Source organism: Streptococcus sp. D2 (genome assembly GCF_006385825.1).
Classification (GTDB): Bacteria; Bacillota; Bacilli; order Lactobacillales; family Streptococcaceae; genus Streptococcus; species Streptococcus shenyangsis.
The window spans coordinates 81,389-104,266 of sequence record NZ_VFSI01000008.1 but is presented as its reverse complement, the minus strand read 5'-3'; the positions used below and the strand labels follow the sequence as shown (position 1 = coordinate 104,266).

15 protein-coding genes and 1 pseudogene are annotated in these 22,878 nt (G+C 40.0%); 1 reads left to right on the top strand and 15 read right to left on the bottom strand.

All coding sequences use genetic code 11. The features are described 5' to 3' along the window. The 4 genes and pseudogenes from FJR73_RS06425 to FJR73_RS06410 form a co-directional block, all read right to left on the bottom strand. A partial coding sequence (locus FJR73_RS06425) for a DUF1542 domain-containing protein (RefSeq protein ID WP_140833996.1) occupies window positions 1-6,998 on the bottom strand: 6,998 nt, incomplete at its 3' end. A 399-nt stretch (window positions 6,999-7,397) separates the two neighbouring features. Next, complete coding sequence (locus FJR73_RS06420) at window positions 7,398-8,321, bottom strand: Rpn family recombination-promoting nuclease/putative transposase (protein ID WP_140833995.1); 924 nt, start codon at window positions 8,319-8,321, stop codon at window positions 7,398-7,400. A 100-nt stretch (window positions 8,322-8,421) separates the two neighbouring features. Further along, window positions 8,422-8,562: pseudogene (locus FJR73_RS06415) on the bottom strand (alpha-L-fucosidase); the annotation flags it as partial. 788 nt (window positions 8,563-9,350) lie between these two features. Next, window positions 9,351-10,235 (bottom strand): SPFH domain-containing protein, encoded by an 885-nt coding sequence (locus tag FJR73_RS06410; protein ID WP_004235732.1) that lies wholly within the window; start codon window positions 10,233-10,235, stop codon window positions 9,351-9,353. A gap of 257 nt (window positions 10,236-10,492) precedes the next feature. Between FJR73_RS06410 and FJR73_RS06405 the strand changes: the two genes are divergently transcribed. Next, window positions 10,493-11,350 carry a 5'-nucleotidase, lipoprotein e(P4) family gene (locus FJR73_RS06405; protein ID WP_049532988.1) on the top strand — a complete coding sequence of 286 codons (858 nt, stop codon included), beginning with the start codon at window positions 10,493-10,495 and terminating at the stop codon, window positions 11,348-11,350. A gap of 600 nt (window positions 11,351-11,950) precedes the next feature. Here the strand turns inward: FJR73_RS06405 and adcA are convergent. The 11 genes from adcA to glpO all read right to left on the bottom strand — a co-directional run bounded on the left by adcA (window position 11,951) and on the right by glpO (window position 22,847). Further along, entirely contained in the window at window positions 11,951-13,456 is a 1,506-nt protein-coding gene (gene adcA / locus FJR73_RS06400) for a zinc ABC transporter substrate-binding lipoprotein AdcA (protein WP_140833993.1), read from the bottom strand. Between the two features lie 9 nt (window positions 13,457-13,465). Further along, window positions 13,466-14,272 carry a metal ABC transporter permease gene (locus FJR73_RS06395; RefSeq protein WP_049551168.1) on the bottom strand — a complete coding sequence of 269 codons (807 nt, stop codon included), beginning with the start codon at window positions 14,270-14,272 and terminating at the stop codon, window positions 13,466-13,468. Further along, window positions 14,265-14,969 (bottom strand): metal ABC transporter ATP-binding protein, encoded by a 705-nt coding sequence (locus FJR73_RS06390; RefSeq protein ID WP_140833991.1) that lies wholly within the window; start codon window positions 14,967-14,969, stop codon window positions 14,265-14,267. The genes FJR73_RS06395 and FJR73_RS06390 overlap by 8 nt, the downstream gene beginning before the upstream one ends. Continuing rightward, window positions 14,969-15,409, bottom strand: a complete 441-nt coding sequence (gene adcR / locus FJR73_RS06385; RefSeq protein ID WP_001249312.1) for a zinc-dependent transcriptional regulator AdcR — start codon at window positions 15,407-15,409, stop codon at window positions 14,969-14,971. Before adcR ends, FJR73_RS06390 begins: the two co-directional genes overlap by 1 nt. Before the next feature lie 152 nt (window positions 15,410-15,561). After that, window positions 15,562-16,830: a D-alanyl-lipoteichoic acid biosynthesis protein DltD gene (gene dltD, locus FJR73_RS06380; protein ID WP_140833990.1), complete on the bottom strand. Its 1,269-nt coding sequence runs from the start codon at window positions 16,828-16,830 to the stop codon at window positions 15,562-15,564. Continuing rightward, the gene (gene dltC, locus FJR73_RS06375) at window positions 16,823-17,062 is read right to left on the bottom strand and encodes a D-alanine--poly(phosphoribitol) ligase subunit DltC (protein ID WP_000351967.1); all 240 of its coding nucleotides are present in this window, start codon (window positions 17,060-17,062) and stop codon (window positions 16,823-16,825) included. Before dltC ends, dltD begins: the two co-directional genes overlap by 8 nt. Window positions 17,063-17,075: 13 nt before the next feature. Continuing rightward, the gene (gene dltB, locus FJR73_RS06370; protein ID WP_060805984.1) at window positions 17,076-18,320 is read right to left on the bottom strand and encodes a D-alanyl-lipoteichoic acid biosynthesis protein DltB; all 1,245 of its coding nucleotides are present in this window, start codon (window positions 18,318-18,320) and stop codon (window positions 17,076-17,078) included. Next, window positions 18,317-19,867, bottom strand: coding sequence for a D-alanine--poly(phosphoribitol) ligase subunit DltA (gene dltA / locus FJR73_RS06365; RefSeq protein ID WP_061759627.1), 1,551 nt, complete (start codon window positions 19,865-19,867; stop codon window positions 18,317-18,319). The genes dltB and dltA overlap by 4 nt, the downstream gene beginning before the upstream one ends. A gap of 20 nt (window positions 19,868-19,887) precedes the next feature. Then, the gene (locus FJR73_RS06360) at window positions 19,888-20,019 is read right to left on the bottom strand and encodes a teichoic acid D-Ala incorporation-associated protein DltX (RefSeq protein ID WP_000813666.1); all 132 of its coding nucleotides are present in this window, start codon (window positions 20,017-20,019) and stop codon (window positions 19,888-19,890) included. A 226-nt stretch (window positions 20,020-20,245) separates the two neighbouring features. Further along, on the bottom strand, window positions 20,246-20,950 hold the full coding sequence (locus tag FJR73_RS06355; protein WP_140833988.1) for an MIP/aquaporin family protein: 705 nt from the start codon (window positions 20,948-20,950) through the stop codon (window positions 20,246-20,248). A gap of 70 nt (window positions 20,951-21,020) precedes the next feature. Further along, window positions 21,021-22,847, bottom strand: a complete 1,827-nt coding sequence (glpO, locus tag FJR73_RS06350) for a type 1 glycerol-3-phosphate oxidase (protein WP_140833987.1) — start codon at window positions 22,845-22,847, stop codon at window positions 21,021-21,023. Window positions 22,848-22,878 lie beyond the last annotated feature (31 nt).

The window sequence follows — 22,878 nt, the reverse complement described above, 5'->3', positions numbered from 1 at the left end:
GGGTTTACAGCTTTAACTTTATCTTCGATCGCTTTCTTCTCTTCTGGAGTTAAGTTAGCTGGATCTTTAACTGCTGTCTTATCTGCTGGTTTAACGATGTCGTTGCCTGCATTTGGTTTAGTTGCAGTTTCTGGATCTTTCGTCAAGTCTGCTGCTGGAATTACGGCTGTCTTACCTTCTGGGGTTGTGACTGTCGTATTTCCTTTGTCATCTACAACTACTGTTGCATCTGGGTTTACAGCTTTAACTTTATCTTCGATTGCTTTCTTCTCAGTATCTGTAAGTTTTTCTGGATTTGCTACTACAGTCTTATCTGCTGGTTTAACGATGTCGTTACCTGCATTTGGTTTCTTAGTATCTTCAACAGTACGTACTAATTCTTCTACAGGAATAACTTGTGTTTGACCATCTGGAGTTGAAACTTTAGCATTTCCTTTGTCATCAACTACTACAATTGAGTTTGGATTTACAGCTTCAACTGCTGCTTTAATTTTCTCCTTCTCAGCATCTGTCAACTTAGCTGGATCATTTACAACTACTTTATCCGCTGGTTTAACGATATCGTTGCCTGCTTTTGGATCATTTGCTGTAGCTGCAGTTTTCACTACTTGCTCAGGAGTGATGATTTCTTTGTGCCCATCTGGAGTTGTAACAGTAACATTTCCATCTGCGTCTTGAGTAATTTCTTTAGCATCTGGATTTACTTTCTTAACAGCTTCTAAGACCTTAGCTTTTTCATCATCTGTTAAAGCACTTGGATTATTTACAAGAACTTTATCAGCCGGAATATTCACTTCACCTACAGCTTTAATAGCCGCTTTATCTGACTCTTCAATTCCATCAACAGCTTCTGATGTTTTAGCTGCATCTACAGATTTCTTAGCTTGATCTGCGATTGCATCTACTTGAGCTTTAAGATCTTCTTTAGCTTTAGGAGTTAAGTCTGTACGTGCATCAATTGCTTCTTTCTTAGCTTTTGCTTCATCTTCAATTGCTTTACGTGCATTTGGCTTATCTTCTACAACAGGTACAGATTTTTCGATTTCACCTTCAGCTTCTTCTTGAAGTTGCTTAACTTCTGCATCTGTTCCAGCTTTATCGATTTCTTTCTTAGCTCCTTCTGCTAGAGCTTTAGCTGCATCTGCTGCAACTTTCTTCTCATCATCTGTAGCATCTGGAGTGTTAGCAATGTCTTCCAATTGTTTTGCTAATTTATCTTCGATGGCTTTCTTAGCTACTGGTTTAGCTTTGGCTTCTGGATCTACAGCTTTAACATCTGCTACACCTTTATCTTTAGCACCATCTACTGCTGTTTGAGCTTCTGCTGCTTTCTCTGGTGTTTCTGCGTTGCTTGGTTGAGCATCGATTGCATCTGTTGCTTCCTTAGCTTTCGCTTGAGCTTCTTCTTTGGCTTTAGCTTTCTCTTCATCTGTGAGGTCGTTACGGCCAGCAATTTCTGCTTCTTTAGCTTTCAATTCATCCGCAACTGCTTTCTTAGCTGCTTCTTTAGCTACTGGGTTAACTTTGGCGATTTCACCAGTACCAGCTTCTTTAGCTTTATCTACTTCTGCATTGCTTGGTGCTGCATCAATTGCTTCTTTAGCCTTATCTGCTGCATCTTTAGCTGCATCTTTAGCTGCTTTCTTCTCGTCATCTGTCAAGTCTGTACGAGCGTCAATTGCTGCTTCCTTAGCTTTAAGAGCGTCATCGATTGCTTGCTTAGCTTCTGGTTTAGCTTTGGCTTCTGGATTGATTGCTTCAACTGCTCCAGTACCAGCTTCCTTAGCTTTATCTACTTCTGCATTGCTTGGTGCTGCATCAATTGCTTCTTTAGCCTTATCTGCTGCATCTTTAGCTGCATCTTTAGCTGCTTTCTTCTCGTCATCTGTCAAGTCTGTACGAGCGTCAATTGCTGCTTCCTTAGCTTTAAGAGCGTCATCGATTGCTTGCTTAGCTTCTGGTTTAGCTTTGGCTTCTGGATTGATTGCTTCAACTGCTCCAGTACCAGCTTCTTTAGCTTTATCTACTTCCGCATCACTTGGTGCTGCATCAATTGCTTCTTTAGCTTTATCTGCTGCATCTTTAGCTGCATCTTTAGCTGCTTTCTTCTCGTCATCTGTCAAGTCTGTACGAGCGTCAATTGCTGCTTCCTTAGCTTTAAGAGCGTCATCGATTGCTTTCTTAGCTTCTGGTTTCTTAGTTGCTGCTGGATTTACTGCTGTAACATCTGCTACACCTTTATCTTTAGCACCATCTACTGCTGTTTGCGCTTCTGCTGCTTTTTCTGGTGTTTCTGCGTTGCTTGGTTGAGCATCGATTGCATCTGTTGCTTCCTTAGCTTTTGCTTGAGCTTCTTCTTTGGCTTTAGCTTTCTCTTCATCTGTGAGATCGTTACGGCCAGCGATTTCTGCTTCTTTCTTAGCTAATTCATCCGCTACTGCTTTCTTAGCTGCTTCTTTAGCTACTGGGTTAACTTTTGCAATTTCACCAGTTCCTGCTTCTTTAGCTTTATCTACTTCTGCATTGCTTGGTGCTGCATCAATTGCTGCTTTAGCTTTATCTGCTGCTTCTTTAGCTGCTTCTTTAGCTGCTTTCTTCTCGTCATCTGTCAAGTCTGTACGAGCGTCAATTGCGTCTTCCTTAGCTTTAAGAGCGTCATCAATAGCTTTCTTAGCTTCTGGTTTAGCTTTGGCTTCTGGATTGATTGCTTCAACTGCTCCAGTACCAGCGTCTTTAGCTGTATCTACTGCTGCATCTGTTGTTGCTGCATCGATTGCATCTGTTGCTTTCTTAGCTTCTGCTGCTGCTTTATCTTTAGCTGTTTGTTTTTCTGCTGGAGTTAAGTCTTCACGTGCGTCAATTGCAGCTACTTTAGCTTTAAGAGCGTCATCAACTGCTTTCTTAGCTTCTGGTTTCTTAGCCGCTGCTGGATCTACAGCTTTAACATCTACTACACCTTTATCTTTTGCACCATTTACTGCTGTTTGTGCTTCTGCTGCTTCTTCTGGTGTTGCTGCGTTACTTGGTTGAGCATCGATTGCATCTGTTGCTTCTTTTGCTTTCGCTTTTGCGTCGTCCTTAGCTGCTGCTTTTTCTTCATCAGTTAAGTCAGTACGTCCGTCGATTGCTTTTTCTTTCTTAGCTAATTCATCTGCGATTGCTTTCTTAGCTGCTTCTTTCGCTACTGGGTTTACAGCTTTAACATCTGCTACACCTTTATCTTTTGCACCATTTACTGCTGTTTGTGCTGTTGCTGCTTCTTCTGGCGTTGCTGCGTTGCTTGGTTGAGCATCGATTGCATCTGTTGCTGCTTTTGCTTTCGCTTTTGCATCGTCCTTAGCTGCTGTTTTTTCTGCGTCAGTTAAGTCAGTTCGTGCATCGATTGCTTTTTCTTTCTCAGCTAATTCATCCGCAACTGCTTTCTTAGCTGCTTCTTTCGCTACTGGGTTTACAGCTTTAACATCTGCTACACCTTTATCTTTAGCATTATTTACTGCTGTTTGTGCTGTTGTTGCTGCTTCTGGTGTTTCTGCGTTATCTGGCTGTGCATTAATAGCGTCTGTTGCTGCTTTTGCTTTCGCTTTTGCATCGTCCTTAGCTGCTGTTTTTTCTGCGTCAGTTAAGTCAGTTCGTGCATCGATTGCTTTTTCTTTCTCAGCTAATTCATCCGCAACTGCTTTCTTAGCTGCTGCTTTTGCTACTGGGTTTACTTTCGCAATTTCTCCAGTACCAGCTTCCTTAGCTTTATCTACTGCATCGTTTGTTGTTGCAGAGTCGATAGCTTTAGTTGCTTCTTCTGCTGCCGTATTATTTTTCGCAATAGCTGCATCTTTTTCTGCTTGTGTTAGATTTGGATTTGCTTTAATTGCATCTTCTTTAGCTTTACGAGCTGTTTCAACATCTGCTTTTGCTGCATCTTTCTTCGCTACTACTGGATTATCTCCTACGATTGCAGTAGTACCAGCTGTTTTAGCTGTATCTAATGCTTCTTTTGTTGTAACTTCAGGTTTCGCTATTTCATCAAGAGCTTTTTTCTTATCAGCATTTACTTTATCGATTGCTGCTTGTTTCTCGTCATCAGTAGCATTTGGAGTTTTATTAATCTCGTCAATTTTGGCTTCTGCTGCTTTTTCTACTGCCTCAATAGCTGGTTGTTTATCAAGAGTTACGAATTCTGATAATGATCTTGTATCTTTAGATCCGTCTGTGTATGTTACTACAAGATTTCCATTAGCATCTTTTTCTACTGATTTAATCTTAGTCTTAGCATCTTCAGCATCTACAGCTTTACCTTTTTTCTCTGCTAAGTTAGCATCATCATTACGCTTAGAATACTCAATTTGTAATTTTTCTTTGATTTTATCTAACTCATCTTGCGTTACGTTAGCTGGGTCTGTTACAGCTACTTTTTCTGTTGGAGTCGCTATATCGTATTTAAATGTTTGATTTTTAACTAGGAAGTGAGCGTATCCTGGTTTTTGTCTCGCATTAGGATCTTTATCTAGCGCTCTATAATCAGTGTTTGAAAGTTTACCATCGTTGTCTTTAGAAACAATAAAACTTGTCCACTGTTGCCCAGCTGGTAGATTAGTTTTACCAGTCATCTTGATAGTAGCAGTTCTTTTATCTTCAGATACTGAACCTTCTCCAGTCACTGCACCATTTTCAACTTTACCTGTTGGTAATCCATAGCCTGCTGCATTATTCCCTGAAATATCTCCAGGTCCACGTAGGTATAGATCTTTCACTTCATTTTCATCTGTACCTTTGAAAGTTAAATCAGTGTTTTCACCTGTATAAACATAGATTTGTTTATTAGCTTCATTCGAGTATGGAAGTGCTACTTTTGGAGCTACGTTTACAAAATCTGCTAATGCTTTTGTATCTTTAGAACCATCTTTATATGTTACTACAACATTATTTCCTTCTCTAGTAATACTTTCAATACGCTCATTTTGGTTTTCAACATCTTTACCTTGTTTATCAGTCAGATTTTTATCTGGGTTTGTAGTAGAGTATTGAATCTTAATACTATTTTTAATCTGGTTAAACTCGTCTTCTGTGATATTATTAGCATTTGCTACAGTAACTTTTGTCTCTGGATCTTTAATATCATATTTTGCTGTTTGAGCTTTTAATTTGATAGTGAATGATCCTGGATCACTTGCATATGCCTGCTCTGTTGCAGTATTTTTGATATAGGCACCATCAGTATCTGTAGCCGTTGCATAGCGAGTTACAATTTTCAGCTCTCCTTCTGCTGTTTTAGGGAATAAACTTGCAGAAATTCCAGAATTGTCTTTTGAAATGTTACCTTTAATTTTTACAATAGCAGGGGTCTCAGCTGTTGCTACTGTTTCAGTTGAAATTTTTTCAACTGTTGTATTAAACTCATTATTTAAAATATTTGGATTTAATGCATCTTTAGGTGGTTGTTCTACATTTCCACCGCGGGTTATTGTTGCTGATGCTACTTTCCCATTGTCATCCTTAAATTTAATAGGAATATCGAAATCTTCATTAGCATATACGTAAACGTCTTTTTTACCATCTACAGAGAAAGGAATTTCTACTGTTGGCGCTGCGTTTACACGTGCTACATTTGCAACTGGAGTAGTGTCTACTGAGTCATCATTATAGGTAACTGTGACTGTTCCACTTGCAACATCGATGTTTTTTACTACTGAAGATCTATTTGCTAAGACTTCCCCTTTGTGAGACGCTAGTCGAGCATCTTCTCTAGTTGCAGTATCAGAATATTGAATCTTAATTTTCTCTTTGATTTTAGTAATCTCAGGCGCAGTTAAGCTGTTAATATCAGCAACAGGAACTTTATTCTCCTCTGCTACTGGTTGAATATCGTATTTATATGTTTGAGATTTAACAACTAAGTTGAACCCACCAGGAGCTTTTAAGTTGCTACCTGCAGCCAGCTTTTCACCATTAGAATTTTCAAGTTGTAAATATCTTGCTCCTAATACTGCGTTTTGATCTTCAGTTTTTTTGTAAACTGAAAGTCCTTTAAATTCATCATTTGGTTTACCAGTTATTTTAATTGTTACTGGACCTTTAGTTGAAGTTAGTGTCTGACGATAAGTCCAACCAAAACCATCTATTTCATTTTCTTCTTCAACAGGTTGAGGTTTCGTACCAGCTTTTACTGCATCTCTCTTAGATTTTAGTAAGAACTGACCACTTCCACTTTTAACTGTTGCTTTAGTAATATCTCCAGCCGTTGAGTTAACTGTGATATCGATGTCTGCGTCTTCTTCATTATAAAGGTAAATTTCTTTTTTATTAGAATTAGAATATTCCATAGAATAAGTAAAGTTACCTTGAGTTTCAGGTGTTTCCGCACGGAAAGCATTGTTTTTGTCTAATGCTTGTCCATTACGTTCGTCTTTTGAACCGGTATTTTCGATAGAGTTAGATTCTGATTTTTTCTCAGTGTTTTCTGCTTTTTTACCTACAGTTTCTTTTCCGTTAGTAGTGTCTACTGCTGGAGTTTCTTTTTTCTCTACAGGTTTATTTTTTAATTTAGTGTTAGCTGTAGTGACAAGTTTACTGTAAGCTTTTTTTAGTTCAGCTTGAGTAGTTGCATTCGCTAATGTAGCTTTTGCAGATTCTAAGTCAGCTTTTAATACTGCAACACTTTCTTCCGTTTTGTTATCGTAAGAACCGTTAGAAAGTTTTGTCTCAATTTCTGAAATGTAGCTTTCAAGTTGAGTTTTATTCAAAGCTGGTGTTACTGCTTCTGCTGGTTTAGCAGTAGCCTCTTCCGAAGTTGGTTTGTTTTCAGAGGCTGGCGCTGAAGCTTCTACAGATGGTGTATCTTGTTTGCTTAGCTCATTAGCTGATACAGCTCCATTACCTAAGAACATGAAAAGAGCAGCGACCGCTACACTAGCCGCTCCAAAGCTATATTTACGAATCGAATAACGCGTGACTTTTTCACGGTGCAAACGTTCAACACGACTCATGGGATTTTTGTGTTCCATTTTATTCTCCTTTTGGAATTAGTTGATTTAGCTTCTACATAACAAAATTTATTACTTAAAACGAATAAGCAATATTCTCTTATGCATGCAGAAACCTACATTCGTATTCTACCCTATTTTCAATATATATGCAAACTTTTTGACTTCAAATTTTTGCAAAAAAAAAAAAGCGTTTTGGGAAAGCAAGGAATTTTCAGACAATTTAAATTTGCATTTTTTTACGTTTGAATATATATTTAATCTCTATATTATACTATTGTATTTTTGTTCGATTTATACGTAATTGCAGAAGATATTACATATATATAATTAGAATCAGAGTAAGTTTAAAAACAAGCATTGACTATTAGCCCAAAATAAAACATGCTATCTAGTTCGATAACATGTTCCCATTCTCATTTATAGTAAAGCCTCAAACTCAGCGACAGTCATGCCCAATTGCTGGCTAGCAACTTCAGATGTCAGTAGCTGTTGACGGACTAGATTTGCTAACATAGCGAAACTTCCTTCAGCTTTCCCACGCTCCAGTCCCTGTTCAAGACCACGCTCTAAACCTTGTTCAAGACCTTCCGCCCTAGCAGTCTCCAAGGCATAATCCTGAGCCAATAACGCTTGTTCTTCGCGCATACGTAGTTGACTAAACATTTTTCTGTCCTCCTCGGACCAGCTTTTGTAGTCCAGCAGTTGATCTGCCTGACTGATGGCTCGCTCGGGTTCTTGAGTAAAGGGTTTATTCCCGAAAAACTCCAACCACGGCTTACGAACCTCGTCTTTGCTGGTTTCTCTATATTTTTTTAGTTCTAAGAACGCCATCTTGACCAAATGGTTTTCTTGACCGTTATTTGTGATGGTTAAGACTTCACCTGTCGTGTTCTCCCGCATACTAAAGCTATGAAAAGCCAAGTCATCTGAAAAGTAATTACTGTCTACGATAGCGATAGCATATACTGGTGCAATATGTTTATAGCTCTGGTGGGTATCACCTTCTCGTTGGCGAATTTTTTCTAAGTTTTGATTGACCTGACTGCAAAGGTAAGCCCACAGGCGATTGATGAAAAAATTCTGATGATGGACTTGTATTTCGATAATAACCTGTGTCCCATTGTCCAACTCCGCTAAGACGTCTATACTGGTATAAAAATCCTGAGCCGAGTACGGCAGGGAAGGCAAGACATGAATATTGCTTCCCTCCAAAATAGTTACATTTTTGGTTGGTAAGTCCAGCATATCGCGGATAAATTGACAAGTGATTTCTGGATTGCTGAAAATTTTCTTAGCTACCAAATCATTGGTCGGGCTGATGCCCGGATGTCTTAAAGTCATCCATTTCCTCCTCTTATTATACCACAGTTTTAAATCTAATTTTACTAGATTCGATGGTTCTATCTATTTATTCGGAAAGGAAATGAATTGTGAAAATATTTTATCTCGTTTCAACTAAAATATGAGCTTGATCAACCAGTTGTCTATCCACATTCAGATTTCGATAAAAATTCAAAGTTCTATCAGTAGCAAAGTACAGAGTTAGTATGATCAGATCTTTTTTGGTTTCCCCAGCTTGAAATGACGGATTTTAAGCTCAAATCTTAGTTTCTAAAGGATTACTATTTTGAACTACACCCTCTTATTAACAACTTTATCCACAGCTGTGGATAAAGTTGTTAATAACTAAACATCCTCAAAAGTTTCTTATTACCGTGTGAAAAGTCTTGACTTTTCTAACTAACTACTATTCTCTACCGAAGATCCTCCCTCCTAGCTAATAATTAAAATTCTCTCCTCGTCAACAAGTGATACTCAATGAAAATCAAAGAGCAAAATAGGAAGCTGACCTAGTTTGAAGAGATTTTTGAAAAGTATGAAACAGTAGTGTTTACAAATATTGCCGTACTTCCTCCCTTTAATTTTCTACATGAAATAGACTATCAATTCAAAAAATAGTTAAGCAGATATATACACATGATTATCCACAAGTTGTTGATAACTTCTGTGAATTACCCAATTTTTAGGAACCATTTCACTCTCAGTTGTCTATTATCTCTAAGGTTAATGAGCTATTCCCACTCTTATAAATCTGTGGAAAAGTCTGATAATCACTTCATGTTCATACAAACTGTAATTTTTAAGAAACAAGGTCAAATCTTACACAAGCGCAAAAACCATCTCTCTGAATATTCATTATTACTGTATATCAGAAATAGTTTGTATTCACAAATCTTTCTAGTTATTCCCTTATCATTCCAAATTAAGGAAAACAACATACAATAATTTTAGTTAAATGTATATCAATGTTCTTTGCTTTTCTTAACAAACGCAATGCAAAAAGAGCCTGTTGCCAAGCTCTTTAGTCTATTATTTCTTCTCAGCACGGAGGGCTGACAAGATTTGTGTACGGATATCATCTACCCCATTTGGCGTATTTGGTAGAAAAATGGTTTGATTTCCTTTAGAAGCAAAGGTATTCAAGGTATCCAAGTACTGGTTGGTCAAGAGGATGGACATGATTTGTTCTTCTGTCATGCCAACATTGGCTTCCTTGAGTTCTGTGATAGACTCTGCCAGTCCATCCACAATGGCTTTACGTTGTTGGGCAATCCCCACACCATGAAGGCGATCTTTTTCTGCTTCGGCTTCAGCTGCAGTGACGATTTTAATCTTGTCTGCTTCCGCCAATTCTTGCGCTGCGACCCGCTTACGTTGCGCCGCATTGATTTCATTCATGGATTGCTTGACTTCTGCATCTGGTTCAACCTTTGTAATCAAGGTTTTCACAATAATATAACCGTAAGTAGTCATTTCTTCTGCTACCTGATGTTGAACTTCAAGGGCAATCTCATCTTTTTTCTCAAACAATTCATCCAAGGTTAATTTGGGAACAGAAGAGCGAAGAGCATCTTCGATATAAGATTTAATCTGAGATTCAGGACGCATGAGTTTATAGTAAGCATCTGTCACGCTCTGCTCGTTGACACGGTACTGGGTCGCCACATTCATCATAACGAACACATTGTCCTTGGTCTTAGTCTCAACCACAATATCACTTTGCAACAAGCGCAACTGAATCCGCGCTGCAATCGAGTCAATCCCAAAAGGCAAGCGAATGTGAATACCGCTATTGGCAACCTTTTGGTATTTCCCAAAGCGTTCAATAATCGCCACCGACTGCTGACGAACCACATAAACTGTACTCAGTGTGACTATCACCAATAGGAGCACACAAACCACCACAAAAATCATCAAAAATGTTGCCATTATCGTGACCTCCATTATTATTTTTTCCTGTATTATAGCACATTTAAAGAAGGTTGTGCAGTTTTTACTGCAATTTTTCCTGAAATGTCAATAATTAGAGGTGAAACTACATTTCAAGTTAGTAATCGCTTTTTTCATTACATTAACTTCTATAGAATCTACATCAATAGTCAGGGAATAACTTGCCTTAACTTTTCCTTCGTGCTATACTAGTGATTGAAATTAATAATGGGAGATATTTCATGAAAACAGCAAAAACTACTGTTACAATCCTTTCTGCACTTGCTTCTGTCGTCTTATTGGCTAGTTGTGCAACAAAGTCCACAGAAACACAGACAAGCAATAATAGCTCATCTGATAATCAAATTACAATGACATATGACCAACTACGGTCAAGAGAAAACACTATGTCAACCCTTTGGTACCAAAAATCAGCTGAAACTAAAGCTTTATACATACAGGGTTATAACGTTGCAACAAATCACCTAAAGGAATTGCTCAAAACAGAATCAGACAAACCTTACTCTATCGTTTTAGACTTGGATGAAACTGTCCTAGATAATAGCCCTTATCAAGTACAAAATGTCAAAGACGGTACAGCATTCACACCCGAAAATTGGGATGTTTGGGTTCAAAAAGCTGCAGCAAAAGCCGTCCCTGGAGCCAAGGATTTTCTTCAGTTTGCTGATCAAAACGGTGTCCAAATCTACTATATTTCTGACCGCTCAGCTAATCAAGTGGATGCTACTATTAAAAATCTTGAAAGTGAAGGAATTCCTGTTCAAGGACGTGATCATCTCATGTTCTTAGAAAGTGGTGTAAAATCCAAAGAAGGTCGTCGCCAAAAAGTTCAAGAAAAAACAAATCTTATCTTATTGTTTGGTGATAACCTCGTAGACTTTGCAGATTTTTCTAAGACTTCTGAATCTGACCGTGATAAACAACTTGAAGAATTGCAAAAAGAATTCGGTGAAAAATTCATCATCTTCCCAAATCCAATGTACGGATCATGGGAATCAGCTGTATACGGTGGTAACAAACTAGATGCTAAAGGTCAAGTAGAAGAACGCCAAAAAGCCTTGCAAGGTTTTGATAAATAAAACAAATAAGTTGATTCTACATAAAATTAGGTTAACTTACAATCTTCAAAAAGTGGATAGGAAGGAATTCTGATAATCAGAAAACTTTCCTATCTACTTTTATGATTGATATAACATCTGATACTATACGTTTTTTGATTTTAAAGACTTTGTCGCCTAGACCCTGTATTTCAAGCATTAAGTGAGGTTGATGAGCTAAATTTATTGTGGTATACTATTTTTGTCATCGGTTACCGATTACGTTCCTTACGGTTCGTGAGAGCCTTATCATAGAGCTCGTTCTTACTATTATAGCAGACGTCTTCGCAGGAATTATCTTGTATTTCGTTTGCAAATGGCTAGATGGTAAGAAGCAGACCGAGTGACTAGCCTATCAACACCCGTTAAATCGCTAAGATACGTCAAAAAAGCCCTTAACTACTGGCATAGTTAGGGGCTTTGGTGTTCTAATGAACCTTGCCTATCGAGTTTATTCTAACATACAGGTCCAGATATTTCAAGAGCTTTATTTATTTTTTACAGTTCTGGAAAGGTCTATAATGAAGTTAGCCATCTAATATCTAAAAACCGACTAGCTCCTATGAACTAGTCGGTTTCTCATCAATGCGCCAACATTTCTTGGGCGATTTCTTGGCCAGATAGGTTATCTGGATAGTAGGTTGGCCAGTTATCCATTTCTTCAAAGAGGGCTTCTTGGCTTGTGCCTCCAAAGAAGATATGGAAATGTTCTGCCTTAACTGGGGCGATATTGTGGTCACTAAACTGAACATACTTGAACTGTCCAGCATCAGCATCTGTCGCTTCAAAGAGGAAGCGCACACCACGATTGCCTTTCTTGTAAGTCAAGATTTTCTTTCCAACATACTTATAAGTATATTTCTTGATTTGTCCACCTTGAACAAATTCCATAGTATTATCAGTAATGTTAATCTTAGTGACATCTGTCTGATAGCCTTTTGTATAGTAGGCCTTGTACTCAGCCTGAGTCATCTTGCCAGTCAACTTAGCCTTGTAGTCAAAGACTTGATCAAACGTGCCATCTTCAAGGAAAGGATAAACTGATTGCCAGTTACCTGCATAGTCACTCAAGGTGCGATCCTTGACAGCTGTATCCTCAAAGTAACCATTTTGGACTGTTTTGGTATCCTCTGCTTTTTCAGGCTCAATTGCTGGGCCTTCTTGGTCCGTTGTTTGTTTCAGAGCCTTGAGGTTTTTCTCCATAACGGAAATATAGTTTTCGCCAGCCTTGGTGTCCTCTTCTGTCAGACTTTCCAAAGGATTGAGGACATCTGTTTTGACACCTGCCTCTTTTGAAAGTGTGTTAGCAAGGGCCTGTGAGGCATTTTCCTCAAAGTAGATATAGGCAATTTTATTTTTCTTAACGTACTCTGTCAATTCTGCCAGACGAGCAGCTGATGGTTCTGCATCTGGAGAGATGCCTGAGATTGCGACTTGTTTGAGTCCATAGTCTAAAGCGAGATAGTTAAAGGCTGCGTGTTGCGTTACAAAACTCTTTTGTTTGGCTTGAGACAAACCTTCTGCATAAGCCTTATCCAAGGCTTGCAATTTTTCGATATAAACAGCAGCATTCTTCTCAAAGGTCTCTTTTTTATCAGGATAAGCTGCTGACAAACTATCACGGATGTGTTCTACAAGTTTAATGGCACGAACTGGTGATAACCAAACATGGGGATCGTACTCATGGTGATGGCTTTCTTCTCCATGGTCATGGTCTCCCTCTTCTTCCTCTCCACCTGGCAAAAGCAACATATCGCCTGTAGCCTTGATGGTTTTGACCTTTTTCTTATCCAAAGTATCTAACAATTTAGGTACCCATGTTTCCATGTTTTCATTTTCATAAACGAAGGTATCTGCGTCTTGGATTTTGGCAACTGCCTTGGCAGACGGTTCGTATTCATGGGGTTCTGTACCAGCACCGATTAGGAGTTCCACATTAGCCTTATCTCCTGCGACTTGCTTGGTAAATTCATAGACAGGATAAAAGGTTGTCACGATATTTAGTTTACCATCCACCTGCTTTTGATTGGAACAAGCCACTAAAAACAAGGCACATAGACTGACTAGCAATAAGCTAATTTTTTTCACGTTCGTCTCCTATTTGATAAAACGTCTTACTAAACTGATTAGTATAAAGACAGTTACAAAAATAATGGTAATACTTGCACTTGCAGGTGTTTCTGCATAGTAGGAAATGTAAAGTCCTGCTACCATTCCCAAAAATCCAATAGCACTGGCAAGCAGCATAACCGATTTAAAGTTTTTCCCCAGACGCAGGGCAATACTAGCTGGCAAGACCATGATAGTCGATACCAAAAGAGCTCCTGCAGCAGGAATCATAAGGGCAATGGCCACCCCTGTCACCATGTTAAAAAGAATAGACATGGTACGAACTGGCAGACCATCCACAAAGGCCGTATCCTCATCAAAAGTCAAGATATACATAGGACGAAGGAAGAGGAAGGTCAAAATCAAAACAACCGCCGCAATGACAAAGAGGGAAATGACCTGCTCCTCACTAATAGTCACAATCGAACCAAAAAGATACTGGTCCAAACTCATAGAACTAGAGCTTTTACCCTTGCTCATGACAATCAGAGAAACAGCCAGACCCGTTGACATGAGGATAGCTGTCCCAATTTCCATAAAGCTCTTGTAAACCGTACGGAGATACTCCAAAAAGACCGCCGCAATCAAGACAATAGCAATAGTTGAAATAGTCGGAGAAATCCCCAGAACCAACCCAAAGGCTACACCCGAAAGCGAGACGTGGCTGAGGGTATCACTCATCAAACTCTGACGACGCAAGATAAGGAAGGTTCCCAATACTGGCGAGAAAAGACTCATGGCAATAACCGCCAGAAAGGCGCGTTGCATAAAGTCATAAGATAATAAACTAAGCATGACCCACCTCCTGGTCATTCTCATGAACGTTGAAACAACGCCATGGCGAGTCTTGGTTACGGACTAGATGAATATTGCGGTCCGCATAGTCCTTAACTTCTTCAGGGTCATGAGTAATCATCAAAACAGCCTTGCCATGATGATGGGCGCTGTGGTGCATGAGTTCGTAAAATTCGTTTTTACTTCCTGCATCCATCCCCGTTGTCGGCTCATCTAGGATAAACACATCTGGATCAGAAGCAAACATACGCGCAATCACCGCTCGCTGCTTTTGTCCCCCTGAGAGAGAGCCCAAGCGTTTGTCTCGGTGTTCCCACATGCCAACTGAGTCCAGACTAGCCTTGATATGCTCCTCATCATGAGCATTCAAGCGACGGAACCAGCCCTTTCGCGGATAGCGACCCGACTTGACAAATTCGTAAACCGTACTTGGAAAACCAGCATTAAAACTGGCAATCTGTTGGGGAAGATAGGCTATTCTCAATTTCTTACCTTGTGTATTTGTCTTTGAAATAGTCACCTTGCCAATGCGTGGTTGGAGGATACCAAGACTAGCCTTGATCAGTGTCGTCTTAGCTGCCCCATTCTCCCCTGTCAAGGTAACAAATTCCCCACTATCAACACTATAATTGATATGTTCAAGAACGGGCTCCTTATCATAATGGAAAGATAAATCCTCTACCGTAATATATCTCATTATTTGATTTCTCCTACTAAAGCAGTCAAAAACCGCTGAATCACTTTTTGTTCATTTGGAGTAAACTGAGTCGCCACTTGTTCATAGGTTAAAAGTGTATGCTCATGGTGATGGTGGTGCTCCTCAGCAATTGGACGAGCCAAATCAGTCAACTGATAAAAAATCACACGCGCATCCTTCGGATCTTTAGATGTTTCCAACATCCCTTCCTTGACCAAAGACTTAATGGCCTTGGTAACTGCCGCCTGACTGACATTGAGACGACGAGCCAAATCTGAATTTGTTAAAGATTCCTCCGATAAGAGCATGAGGATATGCTCCTGGGTATTGGTCAGAGCTACCTCGCTAGTACAATGACCTATTAGGATTTCATGTTGGTTTTCCGCCTGTAAAATCACCTCATTCAAAAAGCCATCGATATCCTTCGCTAGCTGTCTCATATCTGACTCCTTTCCTTTTGGACTTCTCTTTTTTAAGAGAAAAATACTATTCTTTGGAATTTTATTTACCAGTTAATTATATCACAAGCAAAAAAAGAGTCAAGAAAAAACGTGAAAATAGGCTTCATTCTTGAACTCTTCTACATTATTATCTATTGAAATTCTTTGACATCTCCATCATATGTCGCCCAATCTTTGCTGAAAAAGCGTTCATTCAGATGATAAGTCGGAGCTGGTGTAGGATTGGATAGGAAAGGATCAACTGCCTTATCAAAAGCCAACCAACCCAACCAACCAAGGTGGATAGTATCCTTCATAAAGAAAGGCTCCCCGCCGTCCTTAGAAAAATCTGCTATATTGGTAAAACCTTGACTTTCTAACTGGTAGCGAATCTTCTGCACCGTTTGTTGGTACATATCCTCTCGTAGACCAGCATAGTCCATCCATTTTTTATTAACAGGTGGAATAATAAAAATCGGGTTTACTTTAGATTTGGAAAATTGAGTTAAAACCAACTGCAGGTCATTATACTCTGGCGACTTAAGATAGGTAAAGCTTTTCTGAGAGTCCTTTAATTTCTTCAAATCCTTCTTGATCTGCGTATTATAGAAATAATTTTCCATTCCCAGATCATTATTGGAAGTATTCTTTTCAGCATCTGCTTTAACAATATCTTCTATCGCTTGATAAGAAAACTGGTCTGGCAATGTCTTTAAATATCTGGTTACATGCTTATCGTAGTTAACATAGCCTCTGACCGAAAACTGGCCAAAAAAGGAAGCTTGGTGTTGGTTAAAACGAGCCAATAATTCAATCATTTTATTGTCTGCTGTCGATAATTCTTCTTTACTTGCCAACTTCTGAACCAGGTCCTTCATAGCTACATTTGGAAACTGCTGCAGTAAGCGAGTCGCTGCATATTGGCTAGCCTGATCTCCAGATTGATTTTCCAGAAAACTGGTCAACTGGTCTCCATTAAAATACTGCTGGAAGGCAGCTGGTTCATAGCCATTTTTACTGAACCACTGAGGCGAGATAACATATACAACTTGTTTATTCTCCAGTTGTGGCAGCATCTGTTGCATTCCAAAATACTGGTTAAGCGATGCAGCTCCCCTCTGTCCTAAAAGATAAGGACGGTAGGAGCGATTGTATTTCTCAGCTAATACCGCAGGATGAGCACCATCAAAACGAAGCCATTCACTAGAGCCAAAGAAGGGAACAAAACGCATATTTGGATCAGATAGAGCTCTGACCTTTTGACTTCGCTCCTTAAAACTATCGATAGTAGTAGCCACCGCTGAACGCTTTTCAGCTCCTAGATTATGACGCATCTCAGTAGGATAAAAGAAAATGAGCAGAAAAACCAACAAACCAGCTATCAAGACCGGTCCGAAGATCATCCATAAGCGTTTAAGCATTTTGTAGCTCCACAATACCAGCTATGATTTTATTAGCTGTATTCCAGTCATCACGACCAAACTCTGTTACAGGGACACGAATGTCAAAACGGTTTTCAATCTCCACAATCAATTCAACCGTTCCCATGCTATCCAAGACACCTGCATCAAAAAGATCTTCATCCATCATGTCAGAAACATCTTCCATAAACAATTCATCAATAATTTCGATAACTTCTGATTTGATATCCATATTTTATTTCCTTTTATTTTTTAAACCATAAATCATTCAAAAATCCAGAAAAGATTAAGAATGATAGCATGACGACATGGAAGGTGACAACCATGCCAAGCAACTGAATCCAGCGATTCTCAGGTAGAGTAGCATTCCCTGCTTTTTTCCGCTCCTTATTGAGCGTTTTTTTCTTGCGAATCCAAGCGTCATTGATAACCAGTCCAATCCCATGAAAGAGGCCATAGGCGATATAGTACCAGGTCACTCCATGCCAAAATCCCATAATCAGCATATTTACAATGTAGGCCACACTTGAGGTTACATTACGATTTTTAAAGACCTTCTTTCTGGTCAATACCATGACCATCCGCATAAACACAAAGTCACGGAACCAGAAAGAAAGACTCATGTGCCAACGATTCCAAAACTCCTTTAAATCCCTTGATAAAAAGGGCTTGTTAAAGTTAATGGGACTACGGATTCCCATTAAGTTTGAGATGGCTAAGGCAAACATAGAGTAACCTGCAAAGTCAAAGAAGAGCTCCAGACCAAAGGTATACATAACCGCTAAAGCATAGAGGTTAAAGAAACCACCTGATTGCAAGGCTAAATTCTTCAGAGGAGGCAACAAGGTCTCTCCTAAAACATGAGCTAGGATAAACTTATACAAAAAGCCCCACATGATATAGCGAACAGATTCATCCAGCATATCCATCAACTCATCCCGCTCAGGAATGGTCTGATAATTTTCATTAAAACGCTTAAAGCGATCAATTGGACCACTTGAAAAAGTCGGCATGAAGAGTAGAAAGCGGAGGAATTCCCAGAGGGTAAAATCCTTAATCACTCCATCTCTCAGCTCGATGATAATCCCAACCGAACGAAAAGTCAGGTAAGAAATTCCCAAGAACCCAAGCAAAGACTGTGTTCCATTGATAGCTGGTTGCACCTTGACAAAGATAATCGGAAGGAGGGACAGAAAACTAACTAGATAGAAGACCCACTTGCCATCCTTACTTTTTCGATAATGCTTGTAGAAAAGCAAGAGCAATATCTCCCAGCAAAGGTAGATACCCAAGGCAGCCAATTGATTAGTCTTCCCACCTACCAACATGGTGACGATAAAGAAGAGGCTAACCAGCACTTCATACCAGGCAAAGCGTTTCTTAAAAAAGAGGCCAATAAAGATAGGTAAGGTTGCAGCAATCACATAGACAAAATACTGAGGATTGCCGTATGGCTCTAAATGAGGAAGCTGTTGAAAGAACTCCATCATCTCTCATTCACCTCGTTAATCAATCCTTTGATATCAATTTTTCCATTTGGAGTCAGTGGCAAACTATCTCGATAAAGGAATTTAGACGGCATCATGTAGGACATCATGATGTCTGTCAAGTCTTCCTTAATCGCCTTGGTAATATCGATATCACGTTCAAACTGCTCGCGGACACCATCTTTTAAGATGACATAGGCTAGTAGATTTTGTACCTTGTGGTCTTTATTATAACGTGGAACAGCAACAGCAGACTCGATAAAGCGAGACTTATTAAGGTTTTGAGAGACATCTTCCAACTCAATGCGGTAACCGTTGAACTTGATCTGGAAGTCCATGCGTCCGCCGTAGAGAAGCAAGCCCTCATCTGTCATAGTTCCCACATCGCCTGTGTGATAGGCTGGCAGTCCTTCGAACTCAAAGAAGGCTTCCGCTGTTTTTTCAGGATTGTTCATATAGCCTTTTGACACAGCTGGTCCAGAAACAATGATTTCTCCCTGTTCCCCATTTGGTAGTTTATTACCTTCCTCATCAATGATAAATGTTGGAGAATCAGCCTTGGTATAGCCGATTGGGAGGCGTTTGAGAGTCGCTAACATCTCATCTGTCACGGCAACTGCTGACAGAGCCACTGTCGCTTCTGTTGGGCCGTAGGCATTGATAATACGAGCATGCGGGAAACGTTCGCGCAGTTTTTGAGCCGTTTTGACCGTCAATTCTTCGCCATCAAAGTAGAAATGCGTGATACCAGGCATTTTCTCGCTATTAAAGTCTTCTGACAACATGGCCATATCTGCAAAAGAAGGGGTTGATGTCCAGATAGCGATTGGCAATGAAAAGATGGTCGCAAAGAGTTGCTTAAAGTTCTGAGTAATGGCTGAAGGAAGGGCAAAAAGCGTACCACCCAGTGCCAAGGTCGGCGCCCAGTACATGACAGACAGGTCAAATGAGTAAGGTGGCTGAGCCAGCATTTGTGGACGACTTGGCGTCGCAAATTCCTTGTCCGTAATCATCCAATTGGTAAAGCTGAGGAGGTTATCATGTGAAATCTGCACTCCCTTAGGCTTACCAGTCGTACCAGAAGTAAAGATGATGTAGTAATTATCATCACCCTTGACTGGATGCGTGATCTCATAGCTATTTCCTTGAGCAAAGGCTTCCTTAACCTGAGCTAGAGTCATCATTGGTGTAGAAACCTGCTCCAATGGGAAGTCTGAGATCGCAATAATCAAGCTTGGCTCTGCTACTTCTAAAATTGCCGAAACTCGCTCCAAGGCCGAATGGCTGTCAATGGGAATGTAGGCATGTCCTGACTTAGTCAGTGCTACAAAAGTTGCCAACATTTCATATTCTTGGCCTCCAAAAACGACTACAGGAGACTTCTCTGGTAAATCCAGTTGATCGATGGCTGCAGCCAAACTATCCGAATCAGTCTTTAAATCTCCATAAGTGTGTTCCTGCCCCAAAACATTATAAACAGGATAGCTAGGCTGTGTCTGAGCAAAATGCTCAATGGTTTCAATCATATCTACTATTGGTTTATTTGACACAATAGGGGTTCTCCTTCAAGTTAAAATTCATTATAGATAAAGCCTCCTTGACCCTGACCAAGATAGCTAAAGAAGTAAAGCAGCCCTAGAAAGATAAGAAAATACAAGGCTGTCCGACCAAGAAAAAGGTACAATTCTTTTCTTTGTTTCATCAAGAAAAACCATTCATTTCTGTAATTTTTGTTAAAATAAGATGAACTCTTACTATAGTATTTTTCTACCATTGTACCACTTTCTAGGGTGTTTTTTCAATTGTTTACCGTACATTTTCACTACATTTCAGCTTGTTTTAAGGATTATGCGGTTTTTCTATGCATATTTTTAAAAAAAGCCTGAGATTTCCATCTCAAGCCCTATCAAAAATAATTGTTTTCTAGATTAGAAAAGTGAGAATACAAGCACAGCCAAGGCTGCTCCGATAACAGGTCCTACAACAGGAATCCAAGCATAAGACCAGTCTCCGTCTCCCTTGTTTGAGATTGGCAAGATGCTGTGCATGATACGAGGTCCAAGGTCACGCGCAGGGTTCAAGGCATAACCTGTTGTCCCACCTAGTGATAGACCAATACCAACAATCAAGGTTCCTACTGCAAAGGTTCCGATACCTGCCTGAAAGTCGTAAAGACCCAAAGCAAAGATTGTCAAGACCAAAACAAAGGTTCCAATGATTTCGCTAATCAAGTTTGATACAGTATCTTTGATGGCTGGTCCAGTACTGAAGGTTGCCAAGATATTTCCTGCATTTTCTTCTGCCTCATAATGCGGTTTGAATTGCAACCAAACCAAAACCTGACCCAGCATAGCCCCTGCGAACTGAGCTAGGATGTAAGGGAAAACGGAAGCCCAAGGCAAACCACCTTTTAAAGCCACACCAATTGTCACAGCTGGGTTTAAATGAGCTGGACTGAGCTTCCCAGATACAAAGACCGCAACTGCAACTGCAATCCCCCAACCCATAGTAATCACAATCCAACCTGCATTGTTGCTCTTGGTTTTAGGAAGAACCACACCTGCAACAACACCATTTCCTAGAAGAATCAGGATTAAAGTCCCTAGAAATTCTCCAAATAATTCATTCATCATCTTTCTGTCTCCATTAAAAAGGAGGAGAGGGTAGACTAGGAGTCCTACCCGCCACCTCTTTTATTTTTTCTTAATTTTTTAATTCTGCTAAATCGTTGTTAGCAAGAGCTGATTCGACATCCGCACGGTAGGCTACTTTTTCTTCTTCTGACCAGTCATAGAATCGTCCCATTTCATTCAAAACTGGCTCAACGATGCTATCCAAGCTATCACGCATAAAGAGCATATGGTTGGTACGACGAAGAAGGAAGTCAACTGGGCTAAGAGCCAACTCATTGCGCATTGCATAGTGAAGTGACAAAGTATCTGCCAAGCTGAGTCCTGGCGCTTGTTCCAAGCTATGAGCAAGGGCAAAGACTTTCGGTGCATTTGAACCGTATAGATTTGCGAGATAGTGGGCTTCCTTGCTATCCAATCCACGTGACACTCCAAGTTGCGCAAAGGCTTCGATTTCTGAATCCACATTTGCTGGGTTCAATTCTCCACCTGAAACAGGGTAAGTCTTAGAGTTGATGAGTTTAAAGCTGCGATCAAATTCTGCTTTGAGGATTTCAACCACGCGCTCCATAGCTCCTTCAGCCATCTTACGGTAGTCTGTGATTTTACCACCAGCAAGAGTCAAGAGACCATTATCATCACGGTCCAAGCTAGAACCACGAGAAACTGCAGATGGATCCAAATGCTTCTCAGATGTGCTGCTTTCAAGCTTGCTGACAGCAGACTCAACATCTTCACGCGTTTTTTCTTTAGAAAGATAAGATTCAACAGTCGCAATCAAGTTGTTAAAGCTTTCATCACTAATGGTTCCGTTATTTCCTCCATTGTAGTCAGAAGCGCTATTGCCTGCAATCAATGGACGAAGACCTGCCCAGCTACTTTCAATGTCAGCAACAGTAATATTTGCTTCTGGGAAGCGGTTGTTTACAATACCAAGTAAGTAATCAACATCTTCTTGAGTTACTTTTGGATGTTCTAAATCACCTGTATAGTCTGTGTCTGTTGTACCAAAGTAAGTCTTGTTTTCACGTGGGAGAACAAAGACCATACGACCATCACCCAAACCTGTATCAAAGTAAACTGGTTGAGAAACCTTAATCTTACTTGAATCCACTACCAAGTGAACTCCCTTAGTTGGACGCATTTGTGAGAATTGTGTTCCCTTATTAGATAAATTGCGTACCTTGTCGCTCCAAGGACCTGTTGTGTTAATAACCAGACGGGCCTTGATTTCAAAGACTTGGTCTGTCAACAAATCACGAGCTACGACACCTGTAATCTTGCCACTTTCGTCAAAGAGGAAGCCTTCTGCTTTAACGTGGTTGGCAATGAGGGCACCGTCTTGGTTGGCACGTTTGATGTTTTCAATCACGAGACGTGCATCGTTGTTACAGAAGTCAAGGTAAACCCCACCTCCTACCAAGCCTTCTTTCTTCAAGTTTGGTTGACGTTCCAAGACTTCTTCCTTGCTCAAGACCTTGTTAGCAGCTGGCGTATTGTTAACCCCTGCCAAAAGGTCGTACAAATCCATGGCTACTTTCAGACGGAAGAGGCTAAAGGTAGCTCCATCTTCATCGTAAACTGGCAAGAGCATTGGATCTGGTTTTGGAATGTGTGGAGCGATTTGTTGAACCACTGCACGTTCAGAAACTGTATCTGATACCACTTCTACGTCAAATTGTTTGAGGTAACGCAGACCTCCGTGAACCAATTTTGTTGAACGGCTAGATGTTCCTTCTGCGAAGTCCCGCATTTCAATCAAACCAGTATCTAGACCACTAGCTGCTGCCTGTAAAGCTACACCAGCCCCTGTGATTCCTCCACCGATAATCAAGAGGTCCAGGGTACGTTCCTGCATTTTTTTAATTGATAATTCACGTGTTTTCTTTGAAAATTCCATACTTACACACTTTCTAACTGAGTCGCTTTAT